Raw genomic sequence first — 15,144 nt, forward strand, 5'->3', positions numbered from 1 at the left:
CCATCCAGAAACACCGACGCAGAAGATCCTGACACCGGGGTAATCCGTGAAAAAGCTCTCCGCACGACGACGCCATCCGCTGGCGGCGGTCGTCGTTCTACTCCTCGCGCTGGCGGCCACTGGGGGGCTGTACGCCGCCTTCGCCCCCGCGGGCAAGGCGCAGGCCGACGAAACCGCCCAGTCCCTCGCCATCGAGGAGGGCCAGAAGCTCTACGCCGTGGGTTGCGCAAGCTGCCACGGAACCGGCGGTCAGGGTTCCACTGACGGCCCCAGCCTGGTCGGCGTCGGCTCCGCGGCCGTCGACTTCCAGGTGAGCACGGGCCGCATGCCCGCCCAGCAGCCCGGCGTGCAGGTGCCGAAGAAGCCGGTCATCTACGACCAGGCGCAGATCGACCAGCTCGCCGCCTACATCGCCTCCCTCGGCGCCGGCCCCGTCGTGCCGACCGAGAAGCAGTACGACCCGGCGGGCGCCAACATCGCCAGGGGTGGTGAGCTCTTCCGCAACAACTGCGCGCAGTGCCACAACTTCACCGGCGAGGGTGGCGCGCTGACGAACGGCAAGTACGCCCCGAACCTCGAGGGCGTCTCGCCGAAGCACATCTACGAGGCCATGCTCACCGGCCCGCAGAACATGCCCTCCTTCCCGGACAGCACCATGCCGACGAAGGAGAAGAAGGACATCATCGCGTACCTCGAGCACGTGAACGGCGACAAGTCGACCAGCCCCGGTGGTCTCAAGCTCGGCGGCCTCGGCCCCGTCTCCGAGGGTCTGTTCGGCTGGATCTTCGGTCTGGGTGCGCTGATCGCTGTCGCCGTCTGGGTCGCGGCCCACACCGCTAAGGCCAAGAAGTCATGAGTAGCCAAGACATTCCCGAAGAGAAGCACCTGCCGAGCGAGCAGGGCGACGCGCACCACGGTGGCGTAGCAGTCGCGGACGATCCGTTCGCCGACCCGGGCCTTCCGGTCCACAAGCCCCGTATCCAGGACATCGACGAGCGGGCCGCGAAGCGCTCCGAGCGCACCGTGGCGATGCTGTTCACGCTGTCGATGCTGGCCACGATCGGCTTCATCGCCTCGTACGTGATCCTCCCGGTCGACAAGATCGTCTACATCTTCCCGATCGGGAAGGTGAGCGCGCTGAACTTCGCGCTCGGTCTGACCCTGGGCACGGCCCTGTTCTGCATCGGCGCGGGCGCGGTCCACTGGGCCCGCACGCTGATGTCCGACGTGGAGGTCGCCGACGAGCGCCACGAGATCGCGGCGCCGCCGGAGCTCAAGGCGAAGGTCATGCAGGACTTCGCCGACGGCGCGCAGGAGTCGGGCATCGCCCGTCGCCCGCTGATCCGCAACACCATGCTGGGCGCGCTGTCGATGCTGCCGCTGTCCGCTCTCATGATCATGCGCGACCTGGGCCCGCTGCCCGAGGAGAAGCTGCGCAAGACCGTGTGGGCCAAGGGCAAGCTGCTCATCAACGACAACACGAACGAGCCGCTGCGTCCCGAGGACGTGCAGGTCGGTTCGCTGACCTTCGCCAGGCCCGAGGGCCTGGAGGAGGAGCAGCACGACTTCCAGACGCAGATCGCCAAGGCCGCCCTGATGATCGTCCGCATCAAGCCGGAGGACATCAAGGACAAGCAGGAACTCGAGTGGTCCCACGAGGGCATCGTGGCCTACTCGAAGATCTGCACCCACGTCGGCTGCCCGATCAGCCTGTACGAGCAGCAGACCCACCACGTGCTCTGCCCGTGCCACCAGTCCACCTTCGACCTCTCCGACGGCGCCCGAGTCATCTTCGGTCCGGCCGGCCACGCGCTTCCGCAGCTGCGGATCGGCGTGAACGGTGAAGGCTTCCTCGAAGCGCTCGGCGACTTCGAAGAGCCCGTCGGTCCTGCATTCTGGGAGCGCGGATGAGCACTGCCACTGACACAAAGCGGCCGGCGCCCTCCAAGGGCGAGCGGGTAGCGGACTGGGCGGACGGACGCCTGGGCATCTACAGCCTGGCCAAGTCCAACATGCGCAAGATCTTCCCGGACCACTGGTCCTTCATGCTGGGTGAGATCTGCCTCTACAGCTTCATCATCATCATCCTCACGGGTGTGTACCTGACGCTGTTCTTCCACCCGAGCATGAACGAGGTCGTGTACCACGGCTCGTACGTGCCCATGCAGGGTGTCCAGATGTCCGAGGCCTTCGCCTCGACCCTGAACATCAGCTTCGAGGTCCGCGGCGGTCTGCTCATCCGGCAGATCCACCACTGGGCGGCTCTGATCTTCGTCGCGGCGATGCTCGTGCACATGATGCGCGTGTTCTTCACCGGCGCGTTCCGCAAGCCGCGCGAGGTCAACTGGATCTTCGGCTTCCTGCTGCTGGTCCTCGGCATGTTCACCGGTTTCACCGGTTACTCCCTGCCGGACGACCTGCTCTCGGGCACCGGTGTCCGCTTCATGGAGGGCGCGATCCTGTCCGTGCCGATCGTCGGCACGTACCTGTCGTTCTTCCTCTTCGGCGGCGAGTTCCCCGGCGGCGACTTCGTCGCGCGGTTCTACTCGATCCACATCCTGCTGCTGCCCGGCATCATGATGGGCCTGCTGGTGGCCCACCTGATCCTGGTCTTCTACCACAAGCACACCCAGTTCGCGGGTCCCGGCAAGACGAACAACAACGTCGTCGGCATGCCGCTGCTGCCGGTCTACATGGCCAAGGCCGGAGGCTTCTTCTTCCTGGTCTTCGGTGTCATCGCGGCCATCGCGGCGATCGCCTCGATCAACCCGATCTGGGCGCTCGGCCCGTACCGGCCGGACCACGTGTCCACCGGCGCGCAGCCCGACTGGTACATGGGCTTCTCCGAGGGCCTCATCCGTGCGATGCCCGGCTGGGAGATCAACCTCTGGGGCCACACGCTCGTCCTGGGCGTGTTCATCCCGCTGGTGATCTTCCCGCTGGTCCTGGCCACGATCGCGGTCTACCCGTTCATCGAGTCCTGGGTCACCGGGGACAAGCGCGAGCACCACATCCTGGACCGCCCGCGCAACGTCCCGACCCGTACGGCCTTCGGTGTGGCCTGGCTGACGTGGTACGTCATCCTGCTGATCGCCGGTGGAAACGACATGTTCGCGCAGTACTTCCACCTGTCGATCAACAACATCACCTGGTTCGCCCGCATCGGCTTCTTCGTCGGCCCGGTCATCGCCTTCGTCATCACCAAGCGGATCTGCCTCGGCCTCCAGCGCCGGGACCGGGACAAGGTGCTGCACGGTCGCGAGACCGGCATCATCAAGCGCCTGCCGCACGGTGAGTTCGTCGAGATCCACGAGCCGCTGACCCAGGGCAAGCTGCACACGCTGACCGCGCACGAGCAGTACAAGCCGGTCGAGATCGGCCCGACGGTCGACGAGAACGGTGTCGAGCGCAAGGTCGGCCGCATGGAGAAGCTCCGCGCGAAGCTCAGCAAGGGCTACTACGCGCAGGACAGCCAGATTCCGAAGCCCACGGTGGAGGAGTACAAGGAGATCCAGAGCGGCCACGGCCACCACTGATCCCGCTTGAGGGACTGATTCAGGTCAGTCCTGGTGTCGCCACGGCAAGAGCCCCGTCCAGTGTCCGGACGGGGCTCTTTGCCGTCCCCGGGGCTGGATAGGCTGAACCCCTTCCCATTCGAGTGGGCCCCGACATCGGGTGGCCGATCAACAGCAGGAGCGGACCATGAACGTTGCGACCCCGGCAGGCGGCGACAGCGTGGCGGCCCGCGGCTGGCCGGGCCTCCTCGATGCCCTGCTGTCCGGCCAGGACCTGCGCGCGGACGAGACCGCCTGGGCCATGGACCGGATCATGCGCGGAGAGGCCACGGACGCCCAGATCGCCGGCTTCGTGGTGGCGCTGCGGGCCAAGGGGGAGACGGTCGCGGAGATCAACGGCCTCGTACGGTCCATGTACGGGCACGCCAACCTGATCGAGGTGCCGGGCCGGACGGTGGACATCGTCGGCACGGGCGGCGACGGGGCCAAGACGGTGAACATCTCGACGATGTCCTCGATCGTGGTGGCCGGCACGGGCGCGAAGGTGGTCAAGCACGGCAACCGGGCCGCGTCCTCCGCGAGCGGCTCCTCGGACGTGCTGGAGAAGCTGGGGGTCAACCTGGACCTCACCCCGGCGCGGGTGGTCGAGGTCGCGCAGGAGGCCGGCATCACCTTCTGCTTCGCGGTGAAGTTCCACCCGGCGCTGCGGCACGTGGCGGCGGCCCGCAAGGAGCTGGGCATCCGGACCACGTTCAACTTCCTGGGCCCGCTGACCAACCCGGCGCGGGTACGGGCGCAGGCCACGGGCGTGGCGGACGCGCGGGTGGCCCCCATCGTGGCGGGCGTGCTGGCGGAACGGGGCTCCTCGGCGCTGGTGTTCCGCGGGGACGACGGCCTGGACGAGCTGACGACGACGGCGACCTCCCGGGTGTGGTGGGTGCGCGACGGCCGGGTGGAGGAGCAGGCCTTCGACCCGCGTGACGTCGGCATCCCGCTGGTCGACGTCTCGGCGCTGCGGGGCGCGGACGCCTCGTACAACGCGGACGTCGCCCGCCGGCTGCTGGCCGGCGAGACGGGCCCCGTGCGCGACGCGGTCCTGCTGAACTCCGCGGCGGCCCTGGTGGCCCTGGACCCGGGCACGGGGACCCTGGAGGAGCAGATCGGCGCCGCGATCGCCCGCGCGGCCGAGTCCGTCGACTCGGGCGCGGCCCGCGCCGCCCTGGACCGCTGGGTGGCGGCCAGCAACGCCTGACCGTTTTCCGGCCAGGACCCCGGTGCGCGCGTATCACCATGCGGACCGGGGTCTTGCGCGCGGGGGATCTTGTGGCAGGATGCTGACCAGGTCACGAGTGACAGCGTTTTGGCCCCGGCTTGCTGTCCGGCAACCCTCCTTCCGTGGCGGGGTGCCCCGGGTGATGACCAGGCCGCAGGCAGAAAGGCCTGCGGCAAGCGCGGATCCCTCGACACCAGGGGTCCTGGTCTCTCGAGGAGCTTTTCCGTGAGCAAGCGAATGCGATAGGGCGACTCCGCCCCTTCTTCACCCTCCGTGCGGTCCCGAGCCGTCCGCGCGTCGAGGCAACTCCCGTACCCCCTCGCACCCGTGCATCCGCGCACCCGTCTTCCGGGACGCGTGGGCCGCGTGCGTCCGCGTACGGGCCGTCCGAAGCCATTCAGCCTGTCCTGCCGGGAGATACCGCCATGTCCACGTACCCGAACACCGCCGCCACCGACGTCGTGACCGCCGCCGACCCCGCCTGTGCCGAGCCGCTGCCGGTGCTCGGCCGGGACGTCACCGTCCCGCTCGTCACCGGCGGCGAGGTCACCTACGCGGCCCTCGACTACGCGGCCAGCGCCCCCGCGCTCCAGCGGGTCTGGGACGACGTCGCCGCGTACGCCCCGTACTACGGCAGCGTGCACCGCGGCGCCGGCTACCTCTCCCAGCTGTCCACGGACCTCTTCGAGCAGAGCCGGGCGACGGTCGCCGGGTTCCTCGACTGCCGCCCGTCCGATCAAGTGGTCTTCACCCGGTCCACCACCGACTCGCTGAACCTGCTCGCCGCCGTGCTGCCGGCCGACTGCCAGGTGTTCGTCTTCGAGACCGAGCACCACGCCTCGCTGCTGCCGTGGGGGAACGCGCAGGTCACGTACCTCAACGCGCCCCGGACCCCGGCCCAGGCCGTGGAGACCCTGGAGCGGGCGCTGGCCGGCCGGGACCCCTACGGGCCGGCGCTGGTCTGCGTCACCGGCGCGTCCAACGTCACCGGCGAGCTGTGGCCGGTGAAGGAGCTCGCCGCCGCGGCGCACGCCCACGGCGCGCGGATCGTCCTGGACGCCGCCCAGCTGGCCCCGCACCACCCGGTCTCCGTGCAGGAGCTCGACGTGGACTGGGTGGCCTTCTCCGGGCACAAGCTGTACGCGCCGTTCGGCTCGGGCGTGCTGGCCGGCCGGGCGGACTGGCTGCAGCGGGCGGAGCCGTACCTGGCCGGCGGCGGCGCCTCCCGGAAGGTCGCCCGCCGCGCGGACGGCGGCGTCGACGTCGAGTGGCACACGACGGCGGCCCGCCACGAGGCCGGCTCCCCGAACGTGATCGGCGTGTACTCGATCGCCTCCGCCTGCAAGGCCCTGACCGAGGCGGGCTTCGAGGACCTCGTCGCCCGCGAGCGGCACCTGATCGCCAAGGTCCGGAGCGGCCTGGCGGAGGTCCCGGCCGTCCGGATCCTGTCGCTCTTCGGCGACGACGCCCCGCGGGTCGGGGTCATCTCCTTCGTGGTCGACGGCTGGAACAGCTCGCACTTCGCGGCGGCGCTGTCGGCGGAGTACGGGATCGGCGTCCGCGACGGCCTCTTCTGCGCCCACCCGCTGGTCCGCACCCTGCTGGGCAGCGAGCCGCAGGCCCAGGGCGAATGCGGAGCCCCCGAGGCGGCCCCGGGCGAGCGCTCGCTGAACGCGATCCGCGTCAGCTTCGGCGCCGGCACCCCGGACGAGCACGTCGACCGCTTCGTCGGGGCCGTGAAGGAACTGGTGGCCGACGGGGCGAAGTGGCAGTACCGCACCGAGGAGGGCCGCTGCGTCCCGGCCGTGTGAGACGGTTCGGATCATGACGTACTGGGATCCGATGCCGACCGTGCGGGCGATGGTGGGCGAGCCGCACCCGCTGTGGCGGGGGGACCGGGTGAGCTCGGACTGGTCCGGGCCGGCCCCCGACGGCTGGGAGCAGCGGGACTGGCGCAATGTCCCCGGCCCCTTCTACACGGCCAACACGGACAACTGCCTCACCGGACGGCAGTGCGCACCCGGCCACGTCGGGTACGAGGACGAGTACTGCTCCGAGTTCGTCTACCGCCAGCCCCGTACGCCCGCCGGGGTCCACGCCCTGACCTGCGCGGCCGACTGCGAGCCCTTCGCGGCCTACGGGGGTGACGGCGACGCCCACTGGACGCCGGAGCTGGTCCGGGACTGGTGGCGTGAGCGGGGCCGGGTGCGGGAGTGGGCCATGGGCGTCGGGTGGGGCCCCGGCGCGACCTCCGATCTGGCGGGGCTCCTGGACGCGGCCGAGGGGGCCCGCGCGTACGTCGCGCACATCGACGGCGACCTCGCGGTCCAGCTGCGCGGGTACGTCTTCTGGCTCGCCGAGGGCCGCCCGGCGCGGCCGGGGGAGGCGCTGCCCGCGCTGTGAGCGCCCGCCGCTACGCGTCGAGGCCGATGGCGAAGGCCGCTTCCAGGTCGTGCTGGGAGTACGTGCGGAACGCCACGTGCGTGTCCGTCGCCTCGACGCCCGGGATCTTGCTGATGCGGCCCGGGATGATGTCCGCCAGGTTCTCGTGGCGGGCCACGCGGACCAGCGCGATCAGGTCGTACGTACCCGTGACGGAGTAGACCTCGCTGACGCTGTCCAGCGCGGCGATGGACTCGGCGATCTCGGGGATGCGGTCCACGCTGGTCTTGATGAGCACGATCGCGGTGATCACGGCTGGCTGTCTCCCTCGGTGGCCGTCGCTGGTCGCCTCACTCTAGTCGTACGCCGATAGCGCACCCACGCGTAGACGAAGCCGAGCGAGAAGCCCACCAGGTGGGCGAGGTACGCCACCCCGGGACCGCTGCCCGCGCGGTGCGCCGCCACCCACTGGAGCGCGAACCAGAACAGCAGGACCAGCCACGCCGGGAAGCGCAGGGGGAGGAACAGGAGGAAGGGGAACAGGCTCGTCACGCGGGCGCGCGGGAACAGGCAGAGGAAGGCGCCGAGCACCGCGGAGATCGCGCCCGAGGCGCCGACCAGGGTCTGGTCCGACGAGGCGTTGGCCGCCGCGTACGCCGCCAGCGCCAGGTAGCCCGTACAGACGTAGAACGAGAGGAACTCCCCTCGCCCCATCCGCTCCTGCGCCATCACGCCGAAGACGTACAGGAACAGCATGTTGCCGAGCAGGTGCAGCCAGCTGCCGTGCACGAACAGGGCGGTGAGCGGCGTCAGGAGGGCCCGCGCCGAGCCGGTGAAGAGCTCGTCGGGGACGACGCCCCAGTGCCGGAAGTACGCGGTCCCCGTCTCCAGTAACCGCTCGCCCGTCCCGTACGCGGGATTCAGCCCCGAGGACGGGCCGAACAGGAACACCGCGCAGCAGCCGGCGATCAGCGCGTGGACGACCACCGGGCCCCGGGCGGCCTCCCGGAGGGCCTGCCACTTTACGATCATGCGATCGAGCATGACCCAAGCGGACCCGCCCGGAGCACCGGCAGGCCGTAGGGTTACGAGCTGCGGTCCGCCGATTGACGCGGACGGCGGCTTTAATTGAATCAGCTACGAAGGAGAGAGCGGCCTGATGACGGTTCCCCTGCCGACCGACACCACCCGGTGGCGCTGCACGCTGTGCGGCAACCTCACGCGTTTCGACGTCACTCGTTCGTCGAAGGTCGTGGAGTACGTCCACCTGGATCTTGCCGGGGAGCCCAAGGTCGAGGAGCGCGAGGTGGTCAATGAGACCATCGAGTCGGTGCGCTGCCGCTGGTGCAACGCGGTGGACCAGATCGAGCTCGTGGACAGGCCGGGCGCGGACTCCTGACGGAGCCCCGCCCACAGGTGAATGACGGTAGGGGTGACGGATTGTGGAGCCAGCAAGCGGCGCTGAGCCGGCCGACGCGGCCGGCGACGCCGCCGAGGTGCTCGACCGCCCGCTGCCGGAAGGCGTGCGGCGCCGGGTCGTCGCGCTCGTCTCGGACGCCTTCGGCGGACTGACGGTCGCGGACCTCCCGGCGCAGCTGCGCCAGTACGCCCGGTTCACCCCGACCCGGCGAGCCAAGTTCGCCGGCAACGCGATGGCCGCGGCGGTGGAGGCGGACGCCGTCTTCCGGGGCCGCGTCGCGGAGAAGCTGCGGGAGGCGCAGGCCGAGCTGGCCGGCGCCCTGGAGTCCGGCGCCCCGCCGGCCGCCGCGGACCCGCTGGACGTGGCTGCCGCCGCGTACGTGCTGCGCCCGGTCGGCTGGGTGAAGCTGGTGGCCGCCGCGGGCGAGGAGGCGCAGCGCGCCGACGCCGAGCGGGTCGGCGAGGAGACCCGGCGCGAACTGGAGCGGCTGCGCGAGGAACTGGCCCACGCACGGGACGCCCAGCGTCTGGGTGGCGAGCAGGTGCGGGCCGACCTGGACGCGGCGCGCAGGGAAGTGGAATCGCTGCAGCGCAAACTGCGCAGCGCCCAGAGCGACGTGAAGCGCGGCGAGGCGGCCCTGCGCAAGGTCACCGCCGAGATCGACGGGATCCGGGGGGAGGCCGCCGCGCAGGTGACCGCCGCCGAGAGCGAGAGCCGGCGGCTCAAGTCCCGCCTCGCGGAGGTCGAGACGGCGCTGGAGACCTCCCGCCGGGCCACCCGCGAGGGCCGCAGCGTCGAGGACATGCGGCTGCGGCTGCTGCTGGACACCGTGCTGGACGCGGCTCAGGGGCTGCGCCGGGAGCTGGCGCTGCCGCCGGTCTCGACGCGGCCGGCCGACACCGTGGACGCGGTGGAGCCGGGCCGGATGACCCCGAAGGACATCGCGGCACGCGCCCTGTCGGAGACCGATCCGGCGCTGCTGGACCAGCTGTTGGCGCTGCCCCAGGCCCATCTGGTGGTCGACGGGTACAACGTGACGAAGACCGGCTATCCGACGATGCCGCTGGAGAAGCAGCGGCTGCGGCTGCTGGGCGGGCTGTCGATGCTGGCCGCGCAGACGGGCGCGGAGATGACCTGCGTCTTCGACGGCGCGGAACTGGCGGCCCCGGTGCTGCTCGCGCCGCCGCGCGGGGTGCGGGTGCTGTTCTCCAAGCCCGGTGTGACGGCGGACGAGCTGATCCGCCAGCTGGTGCGCGCGGAACCGCCCGGCCGTCCGGTGGTCGTGGTCTCCACCGACCGTGAGGTGGCCGACGGCGTGGCGAAGGCGGGAGCCCGGCCCGTGACGTCCGCTTTGTTGCTGAAGCGGCTTTCGCGCGTTTCGTAACTCCTAGCGGGAATGCCCGATTTGGCGGGGCGGGCAGGGAACGTACCGTCAAGTGCCCTGCACAGAGCGTGGGCCGTAGGTAAAGAACCTGGTCGGCAGCCAAGTTTTTTGCCGACAGGATTTGAACTGATCACAGCAAGGTCACTAGGGTCGGGCTCAAACCTTCGTGCGGCAGTTCACTCATTCGGGGTGACGGCGGAGGTGCGCTGCCGAGCCTTGCGGCCGTATTCGGCGGCTCCAGGAATAAGGAGCTCGCGTTCGTGGCGTCCCACCGTCGACCCAAGCCGCCGACCCGCACCCGCGTGAGCGTGCTCACCGCCCTCGCCACCGCGGCCGTCGCCCTCTCCTCCCACTCGGCCATGGCCGCCCCGGCCAAGCCGGGCAAGGACGAGGTCAAGAGCAAGGTCGACGCCCTCTACGAGGAGTCCGAGCAGGCCACCGAGAAGTTCAACGGGGCCAAAGAGCGCCAGGAGAAGCTGGAGAAGGAGATCTCGCAGCTCCAGGACCAGGTCGCGCGCGGCCAGGACGAGCTCAACGGCCTTCGCAGCACGCTCGGTTCGATGGCGACGGCCCAGTACCGCGGCGGCGGCCTCGACCCGTCCATGCTGCTCCTGCTCTCCTCCGACCCGGACGCATTCCTCGACAAGGCCTCCACGCTCCAGCAGGTGAGCGGCAAGCAGGTCGAGGCGATAACGAAGATCCAGGCCAAGCAGCGCAGCCTCGCGCAGCAGCGCCAGGAAGCCACCGGCAAGCTCGCCGACCTCGAAGCCGTCCGCAAGGAACTCGCCGAGAAGAAGGCGGCAGCCCAGAGCAAGCTCGCCGACGCCCAGGCCCTCCTCAACACGCTGACCGCCGAGGAGCGGGGCCAGTTGAAGAGCGACGCGGCCAAGGACGGCCAGGCCGCCGCGGACGCCGCCGGCTCCAAGGGCGCGGTGAAGGGCTCGGGCCGGGCCGGGGCGGCCCTCGCCGCCGCGATCACCCAGAAGGGCGACCGCTACCACATGGGCGACACCGGCCCCGACTCGTGGGACTGCTCGGGCCTGACCCAGTGGGCCTACGCCCAGGCCGGCGTCAAGATCAGCCGCGTCACCACCACGCAGGCCAACGACGGTACGCGCATCTACAACGAGAGCGACCTCCAGCCCGGCGACCTGGTCCTCTTCTACGGCGACCTGCACCACGTGGGCCTCTACGCGGGCAACGGCCAGGTCTTCCACGCCTCCAACCCGACCGGTGGCGTCCGCTACGAGGCCATGAAGAACATGCCGTTCCAGTTCGGCGTCCGCGTCGGCTGACCCGCCCCGAGGGTCGCGCGCCGGCCCCGAGGGTCGCGCGCCGGCCCCGAGGGCCGCACGCCCGCCCCGGGACGCGCCGTGCACCGCCCATCCGGGCGAATTCCGCGCCCCTGCTGTGACCACACGCCCCGCCGGTGACCTGCGTCTCCGGCGGGGCGTCGGCGCGTGCGTCCCCCAGGGGTCGTTGGCCGGGGTGTGACGGCGCGGTTACTGTCTGCCAGCGCGGAACCCGGCACACGGCCGCCCACGGGGGGCGGACCCGGTCCCGCGCAGCGGAAGGGAGCGGCTCCAGTGGCGTCCCATCGTCGGCCCGGGCTCGGCAGCCTCGACAGGAACACCAAGGTCACCTTCCTGACCGCCGCCGCGGCCACCGCCGCGGCAGCCATGACGGGCGCCCCGGCGCTCGCGGCCCCCGCCCTCCCGCAGGAGCCCGCGGCCGGCGCCCGCGCCCAGGTCGACCGCCTCTTCGAGGAGGCAGAACAGGCCACCGAGCGCTACAACCAGGCGGGCGAGCGGGCCGGCCGGCTCCGCACCGAGATCGACCGGGCCCAGGACGCACTCGCCCGCGGCCAGGACCGCATCAACACCATGCGCGGCCTCCTCGGCACCTTCGCCGGAGCCCAGTACCGCTCCGGCGGCATCGACCCCGCCGTCGAGCTGATGCTCTCCGAGAACCCCGACGAGTACCTCGACAAGGCCTCACAGCTGACCCGGCTGACGGACCGCCAGGCCCGCCAGCTCGACGAACTGCGCAAGGAGCAGCGCCGGCTGGCCCAGCAGCGCCACGAGGCCTCGCAGAAGCTGGCCGAACTCGACACCGTACGGGCCGACGTGGCCCGCCAGAAGCGCGCCGTCACCGCCAAGCTGGCCGCCGCCCGCCGCCTCCTCAACGCCATGCCCGGCCAGGAGCGGGCCGAGTTCGAGCGGGCCTCGCGCTCGGGCGGGCGCCCCGACGGCCTGCCCGACCTGAACTCCCTCGGCCCCTCCTCGGGCCGCGCCGCGACCGCCGTGATGGCCGCCCGGGCCGCCGTCGGCCGCCCGTACGTCTGGGGCTCCACCGGGCCCTCCGGGTTCGACTGCTCCGGGCTGATGGTGTGGTCGTACCGGCAGGCCGGGGTCTCCCTGCCGCGCACCTCGCAGGCCCAGCGGTACGCGGGCCGCCAGGTCCCGCTCTCGCAGGCGCAGCCGGGCGACCTGGTCACCTACCGCTCCGACGCCAGCCACGTCGGCATGTACGTCGGCAACGGCCAGGTGGTGCACGCCCCGTACCCGGGGGCGCGGGTGCGGTACGACCCGGTCGGGATGATGCCGGTGTCCTCCGTGACCCGTCCCTGAGCCGCCCCCGGCCCGGGGCGTGCGTACGATCGTCGGATGTCCCCGGTCCGTCGGCCCCTCCTCGTACGCGTACTGCCGCTCCTGCTGGGCGTGCTGCTCGCCGGATGCGGGGCGCCCGCACCGCGCGACGCCGCCGAGGGGGAGATCCGCGAGGCCGTCGCCGCCTGGTCGCGGACGCCGCCCGCGCAGCTCGCCGGGATCCCGCTGGAGGGATGGGCGTACGAGGTCTCCGCGGTCCGGCGCGACGGCGAGCGGGCCACCGCCCGGGCGGAGCTGCGCTACCGGCTCACCGGCTACGACGCGGCCCCGGCCGGGTCGGCCCGCGAGGTGCTGCTGAGCCGGGACGGCGCGGACGGCGGGGACTGGCGGGTCACCGGGGACCGGGCCGCGCCGGGCGCGCCGCCGCAGCTGTGGGACCAGGGCCCGGTGCAGGTGGTCAAGGGCGCCCACGCGCTGGTGCTCGGCGTCGGCCGGTCCCCGCAGACCCTGTCCGAGGTCGCGGCGGAGGCCGAGCGGGCGGTGCCCGCGGCGAGCGCCGCCTGGCCGAAGGCGTGGGCGGGCCGGGTCGTGGTGCTGGTGCCGGGCTCACTGGAGCGGATGGCGCAGCTGCTGGGCCGGCCGGCCGCCGAGTACCGGGGCATGGGGGCCGTCACCACGGGCCGGGTGGGCGCGTCGGCGGGCCCCGCCGACCGCGTCGTCGTCAACCCGGAGGGCTGGGCGGAGCTCAGCGCGGCGGGCCGGGGCGTGGTCCTGACCCACGAGGTCACCCACGTGGCCACCCGGGCCGCCACCACCGCCCGGACCCCGCTGTGGCTGTCCGAGGGCTTCGCGGACTGGGCGGCCTACCGCGGCGGGGCCACCACCGCCCAGGAGGGCGCGCCCGCGCTGGGCCGGGCGGTCCGCGCCGGGCAGCTGCCGGCCGCGCTCCCCGCCGACGGGGCGTTCGCCTTCGGCGGCGACCCCGAGGCGCTGGCCCGCGCGTACGAGGGCGCCTGGCTGGCCTGCCGGCTGATCGCGGCCAAGTGGGGCGACGCCACGCTGGTCCGCCTCTACGAACGGGCGGGCCGCGAGCCGCTGGCCACGGCCCTGGAGGAGACCGTCGGCGGAGATCCGTCCGGCCTCACCCTGGCCTGGCAGGCGAGCCTCCGCCAGGAGCTGGGCGCGCCCTAGGCCGTGTCCGCGAAGTCCCGCCTGCCCCGCGACGCCCGCTGGGGTGCGCCCGGTGGCTGGGGGAGGGGCTGCGCCGGGCGTCCGGTACTGTCGGCAGGCGATGCACAAGACGCTGATCGTGACCAACGACTTCCCGCCGCGACCGGGCGGCATCCAGGCCTTCCTGCACAACATGGCACTGCGGCTGGATCCCGACCGGATCGTCGTCTACGCCTCCACCTGGAAGCACGGCGAGGAGGGCCGCGAGGCCACCGCCGCCTTCGACGCGGAGCAGCCGTTCCAGGTCGTGCGCGACCGTACGACCATGCTGCTGCCGACCCCGCGGGTGACCCGGCGGGCCGTCGGGCTGCTGCGCGAGCACGGCTGCGAGTCGGTGTGGTTCGGGGCGGCGGCCCCGCTGGGCCTGATGGGCCCGGCGCTGCGCCGGGCCGGGGCGAAGCGGATCGTGGCCACCACCCACGGGCACGAGGCGGGCTGGGCGCAGCTGCCGGCCGCGCGGCAGCTGCTGCGCCGGATCGGCGAGGGCACGGACACGCTGACGTACCTGGGCGAGTACACGCGCTCGCGGATCGCCTCGGCGCTGACGGACCGGGCGGCCGCGCGGATGGTGCAACTCCCGCCGGGGGTGGACGAGAAGACCTTCCATCCGGGGTCGGGCGGCGCGGAGATCCGGGCCCGGCTGGGGCTGTCGGACCGGCCGGTGGTGGTCTGCGTCTCGCGGCTGGTCCCGCGCAAGGGGCAGGACACCCTGATCGAGGCGATGCCGCGGATCCTGGCCGCCGTGCCGGACGCCGTGCTGCTGGTGGTCGGCGGGGGCCCGTACGAGGCGGACCTGCGGGCGCTGGCCGTCTCCACCGGGGTCGCGGACTCGGTGGTCTTCACGGGCGCCGTGCCGTGGGCCGAACTGCCGGCCCACTACGGCGCAGGGGACGTCTTCGCGATGCCCTGCCGGACCCGGCGGGGCGGGCTGGACGTGGAGGGCCTGGGCATCGTCTACCTGGAGGCCTCGGCGACCGGACTGCCGGTGGTCGCGGGCGACTCCGGCGGGGCGCCGGACGCGGTGCTGGAGGGCGAGACGGGCTGGGTGGTGCGGGGCGGGGAACCCGAGGACGCGGCGGAGCGCGTGATCGCCCTGCTCCGCGACCCGGAGCTGCGCCGCCGCATGGGCGAGCGGGGCCGCGCCTGGGTCGAGGAGAAGTGGCGCTGGGACCTGCTGGCCGACCGGCTGCGCGAACTGCTCTGACCGCCCCCGGAGGGGACCCCGCAGGACGCCGCCGGCGAGCGCGCCGCACGGCGCGGGCCGCCGCCGGGAACCCGGGGTCCCGGACCGTGATCCTCCGCCACACCTGACTGTTCCTCAGATGTCTGTC

Annotated in this window: 14 protein-coding genes and 1 riboswitch; of the genes, 12 read left to right on the forward strand and 2 right to left on the reverse strand. The window is 72.3% G+C overall.

Going from position 1 to position 15,144, the window contains the following annotated elements; translation table 11 throughout:
* Positions 1-46: 46 nt before the first annotated feature.
* The 6 genes from ACFY1T_RS07065 (at position 47) to ACFY1T_RS07090 (ending at position 7,191) form a co-directional block, all read left to right on the forward strand.
* Positions 47-856, forward strand: a complete 810-nt coding sequence (locus ACFY1T_RS07065; RefSeq protein ID WP_030863509.1) for a c-type cytochrome — start codon at positions 47-49, stop codon at positions 854-856.
* Entirely contained in the window at positions 853-1,911 is a 1,059-nt protein-coding gene (locus ACFY1T_RS07070; protein ID WP_030863512.1) for a ubiquinol-cytochrome c reductase iron-sulfur subunit, read from the forward strand. Before ACFY1T_RS07065 ends, ACFY1T_RS07070 begins: the two co-directional genes overlap by 4 nt.
* Entirely contained in the window at positions 1,908-3,536 is a 1,629-nt protein-coding gene (locus ACFY1T_RS07075) for a cytochrome bc complex cytochrome b subunit (protein WP_030863514.1), read from the forward strand. Before ACFY1T_RS07070 ends, ACFY1T_RS07075 begins: the two co-directional genes overlap by 4 nt.
* 166 nt (positions 3,537-3,702) lie before the next feature.
* A complete protein-coding gene (trpD, locus tag ACFY1T_RS07080; protein ID WP_390787302.1) occupies positions 3,703-4,767 on the forward strand; it encodes an anthranilate phosphoribosyltransferase in 1,065 nt (354 codons plus the stop codon).
* 89 nt (positions 4,768-4,856) lie between these two features.
* A riboswitch (SAM riboswitch) is annotated at positions 4,857-4,973 on the forward strand.
* Between the two features lie 240 nt (positions 4,974-5,213).
* Positions 5,214-6,599 (forward strand): aminotransferase class V-fold PLP-dependent enzyme, encoded by a 1,386-nt coding sequence (locus ACFY1T_RS07085; RefSeq protein WP_390787303.1) that lies wholly within the window; start codon positions 5,214-5,216, stop codon positions 6,597-6,599.
* A gap of 13 nt (positions 6,600-6,612) precedes the next feature.
* Positions 6,613-7,191, forward strand: a complete 579-nt coding sequence (locus tag ACFY1T_RS07090; RefSeq protein WP_390787304.1) for a ferredoxin — start codon at positions 6,613-6,615, stop codon at positions 7,189-7,191.
* 10 nt (positions 7,192-7,201) lie between these two features.
* Here ACFY1T_RS07090 and ACFY1T_RS07095 read toward each other — a convergent pair whose 3' ends face one another.
* On the reverse strand, positions 7,202-7,483 hold the full coding sequence (locus ACFY1T_RS07095) for an Lrp/AsnC family transcriptional regulator (protein ID WP_008738815.1): 282 nt from the start codon (positions 7,481-7,483) through the stop codon (positions 7,202-7,204).
* Positions 7,480-8,202 carry a rhomboid family intramembrane serine protease gene (locus ACFY1T_RS07100; protein WP_390787305.1) on the reverse strand — a complete coding sequence of 241 codons (723 nt, stop codon included), beginning with the start codon at positions 8,200-8,202 and terminating at the stop codon, positions 7,480-7,482. The genes ACFY1T_RS07095 and ACFY1T_RS07100 overlap by 4 nt, the downstream gene beginning before the upstream one ends.
* 127 nt (positions 8,203-8,329) lie before the next feature.
* On the opposite strand from ACFY1T_RS07100, the gene ACFY1T_RS07105 reads away from it, so the two are divergent.
* The 6 genes from ACFY1T_RS07105 (at position 8,330) to ACFY1T_RS07130 (ending at position 15,017) form a co-directional block, all read left to right on the forward strand.
* Positions 8,330-8,569: a hypothetical protein gene (locus ACFY1T_RS07105; RefSeq protein ID WP_008738811.1), complete on the forward strand. Its 240-nt coding sequence runs from the start codon at positions 8,330-8,332 to the stop codon at positions 8,567-8,569.
* Positions 8,570-8,609: 40 nt separating this feature from the next.
* Entirely contained in the window at positions 8,610-9,974 is a 1,365-nt protein-coding gene (locus ACFY1T_RS07110) for an NYN domain-containing protein (protein ID WP_390787440.1), read from the forward strand.
* Positions 9,975-10,234: 260 nt separating this feature from the next.
* Complete coding sequence (locus tag ACFY1T_RS07115) at positions 10,235-11,269, forward strand: NlpC/P60 family protein (RefSeq protein ID WP_390787306.1); 1,035 nt, start codon at positions 10,235-10,237, stop codon at positions 11,267-11,269.
* A 291-nt stretch (positions 11,270-11,560) separates the two neighbouring features.
* A complete protein-coding gene (locus ACFY1T_RS07120; protein WP_390787307.1) occupies positions 11,561-12,604 on the forward strand; it encodes an NlpC/P60 family protein in 1,044 nt (347 codons plus the stop codon).
* Between the two features lie 36 nt (positions 12,605-12,640).
* Positions 12,641-13,774, forward strand: coding sequence for a hypothetical protein (locus ACFY1T_RS07125; RefSeq protein WP_390787308.1), 1,134 nt, complete (start codon positions 12,641-12,643; stop codon positions 13,772-13,774).
* A 100-nt stretch (positions 13,775-13,874) separates the two neighbouring features.
* A complete protein-coding gene (locus ACFY1T_RS07130) occupies positions 13,875-15,017 on the forward strand; it encodes a glycosyltransferase family 4 protein (protein ID WP_390787309.1) in 1,143 nt (380 codons plus the stop codon).
* Positions 15,018-15,144 lie beyond the last annotated feature (127 nt).

This window comes from Streptomyces sp. NPDC001194 (assembly GCF_042896985.1).
Classification (GTDB): domain Bacteria; phylum Actinomycetota; class Actinomycetes; order Streptomycetales; family Streptomycetaceae; genus Streptomyces.

Bases quoted from the DNA above. Each gene is read 5' to 3' on its own strand.
- ACFY1T_RS07070 (WP_030863512.1), top strand. From the start codon at position 853: ATGAGTAGCCAAGACATTCCCGAAGAGAAGCACCTGCCGAGCGAGCAG.
- ACFY1T_RS07075 (WP_030863514.1), top strand. From the start codon at position 1,908: ATGAGCACTGCCACTGACACAAAGCGGCCGGCGCCCTCCAAGGGCGAG.
- trpD (WP_390787302.1), top strand. From the start codon at position 3,703: ATGAACGTTGCGACCCCGGCAGGCGGCGACAGCGTGGCGGCCCGCGGC.
- ACFY1T_RS07085 (WP_390787303.1), top strand. From the start codon at position 5,214: ATGTCCACGTACCCGAACACCGCCGCCACCGACGTCGTGACCGCCGCC.
- ACFY1T_RS07090 (WP_390787304.1), top strand. From the start codon at position 6,613: ATGACGTACTGGGATCCGATGCCGACCGTGCGGGCGATGGTGGGCGAG.
- ACFY1T_RS07100 (WP_390787305.1), bottom strand. From the start codon at position 8,202: ATGATCGTAAAGTGGCAGGCCCTCCGGGAGGCCGCCCGGGGCCCGGTG.
- ACFY1T_RS07105 (WP_008738811.1), top strand. From the start codon at position 8,330: ATGACGGTTCCCCTGCCGACCGACACCACCCGGTGGCGCTGCACGCTG.
- ACFY1T_RS07125 (WP_390787308.1), top strand. From the start codon at position 12,641: ATGTCCCCGGTCCGTCGGCCCCTCCTCGTACGCGTACTGCCGCTCCTG.
- ACFY1T_RS07130 (WP_390787309.1), top strand. From the start codon at position 13,875: ATGCACAAGACGCTGATCGTGACCAACGACTTCCCGCCGCGACCGGGC.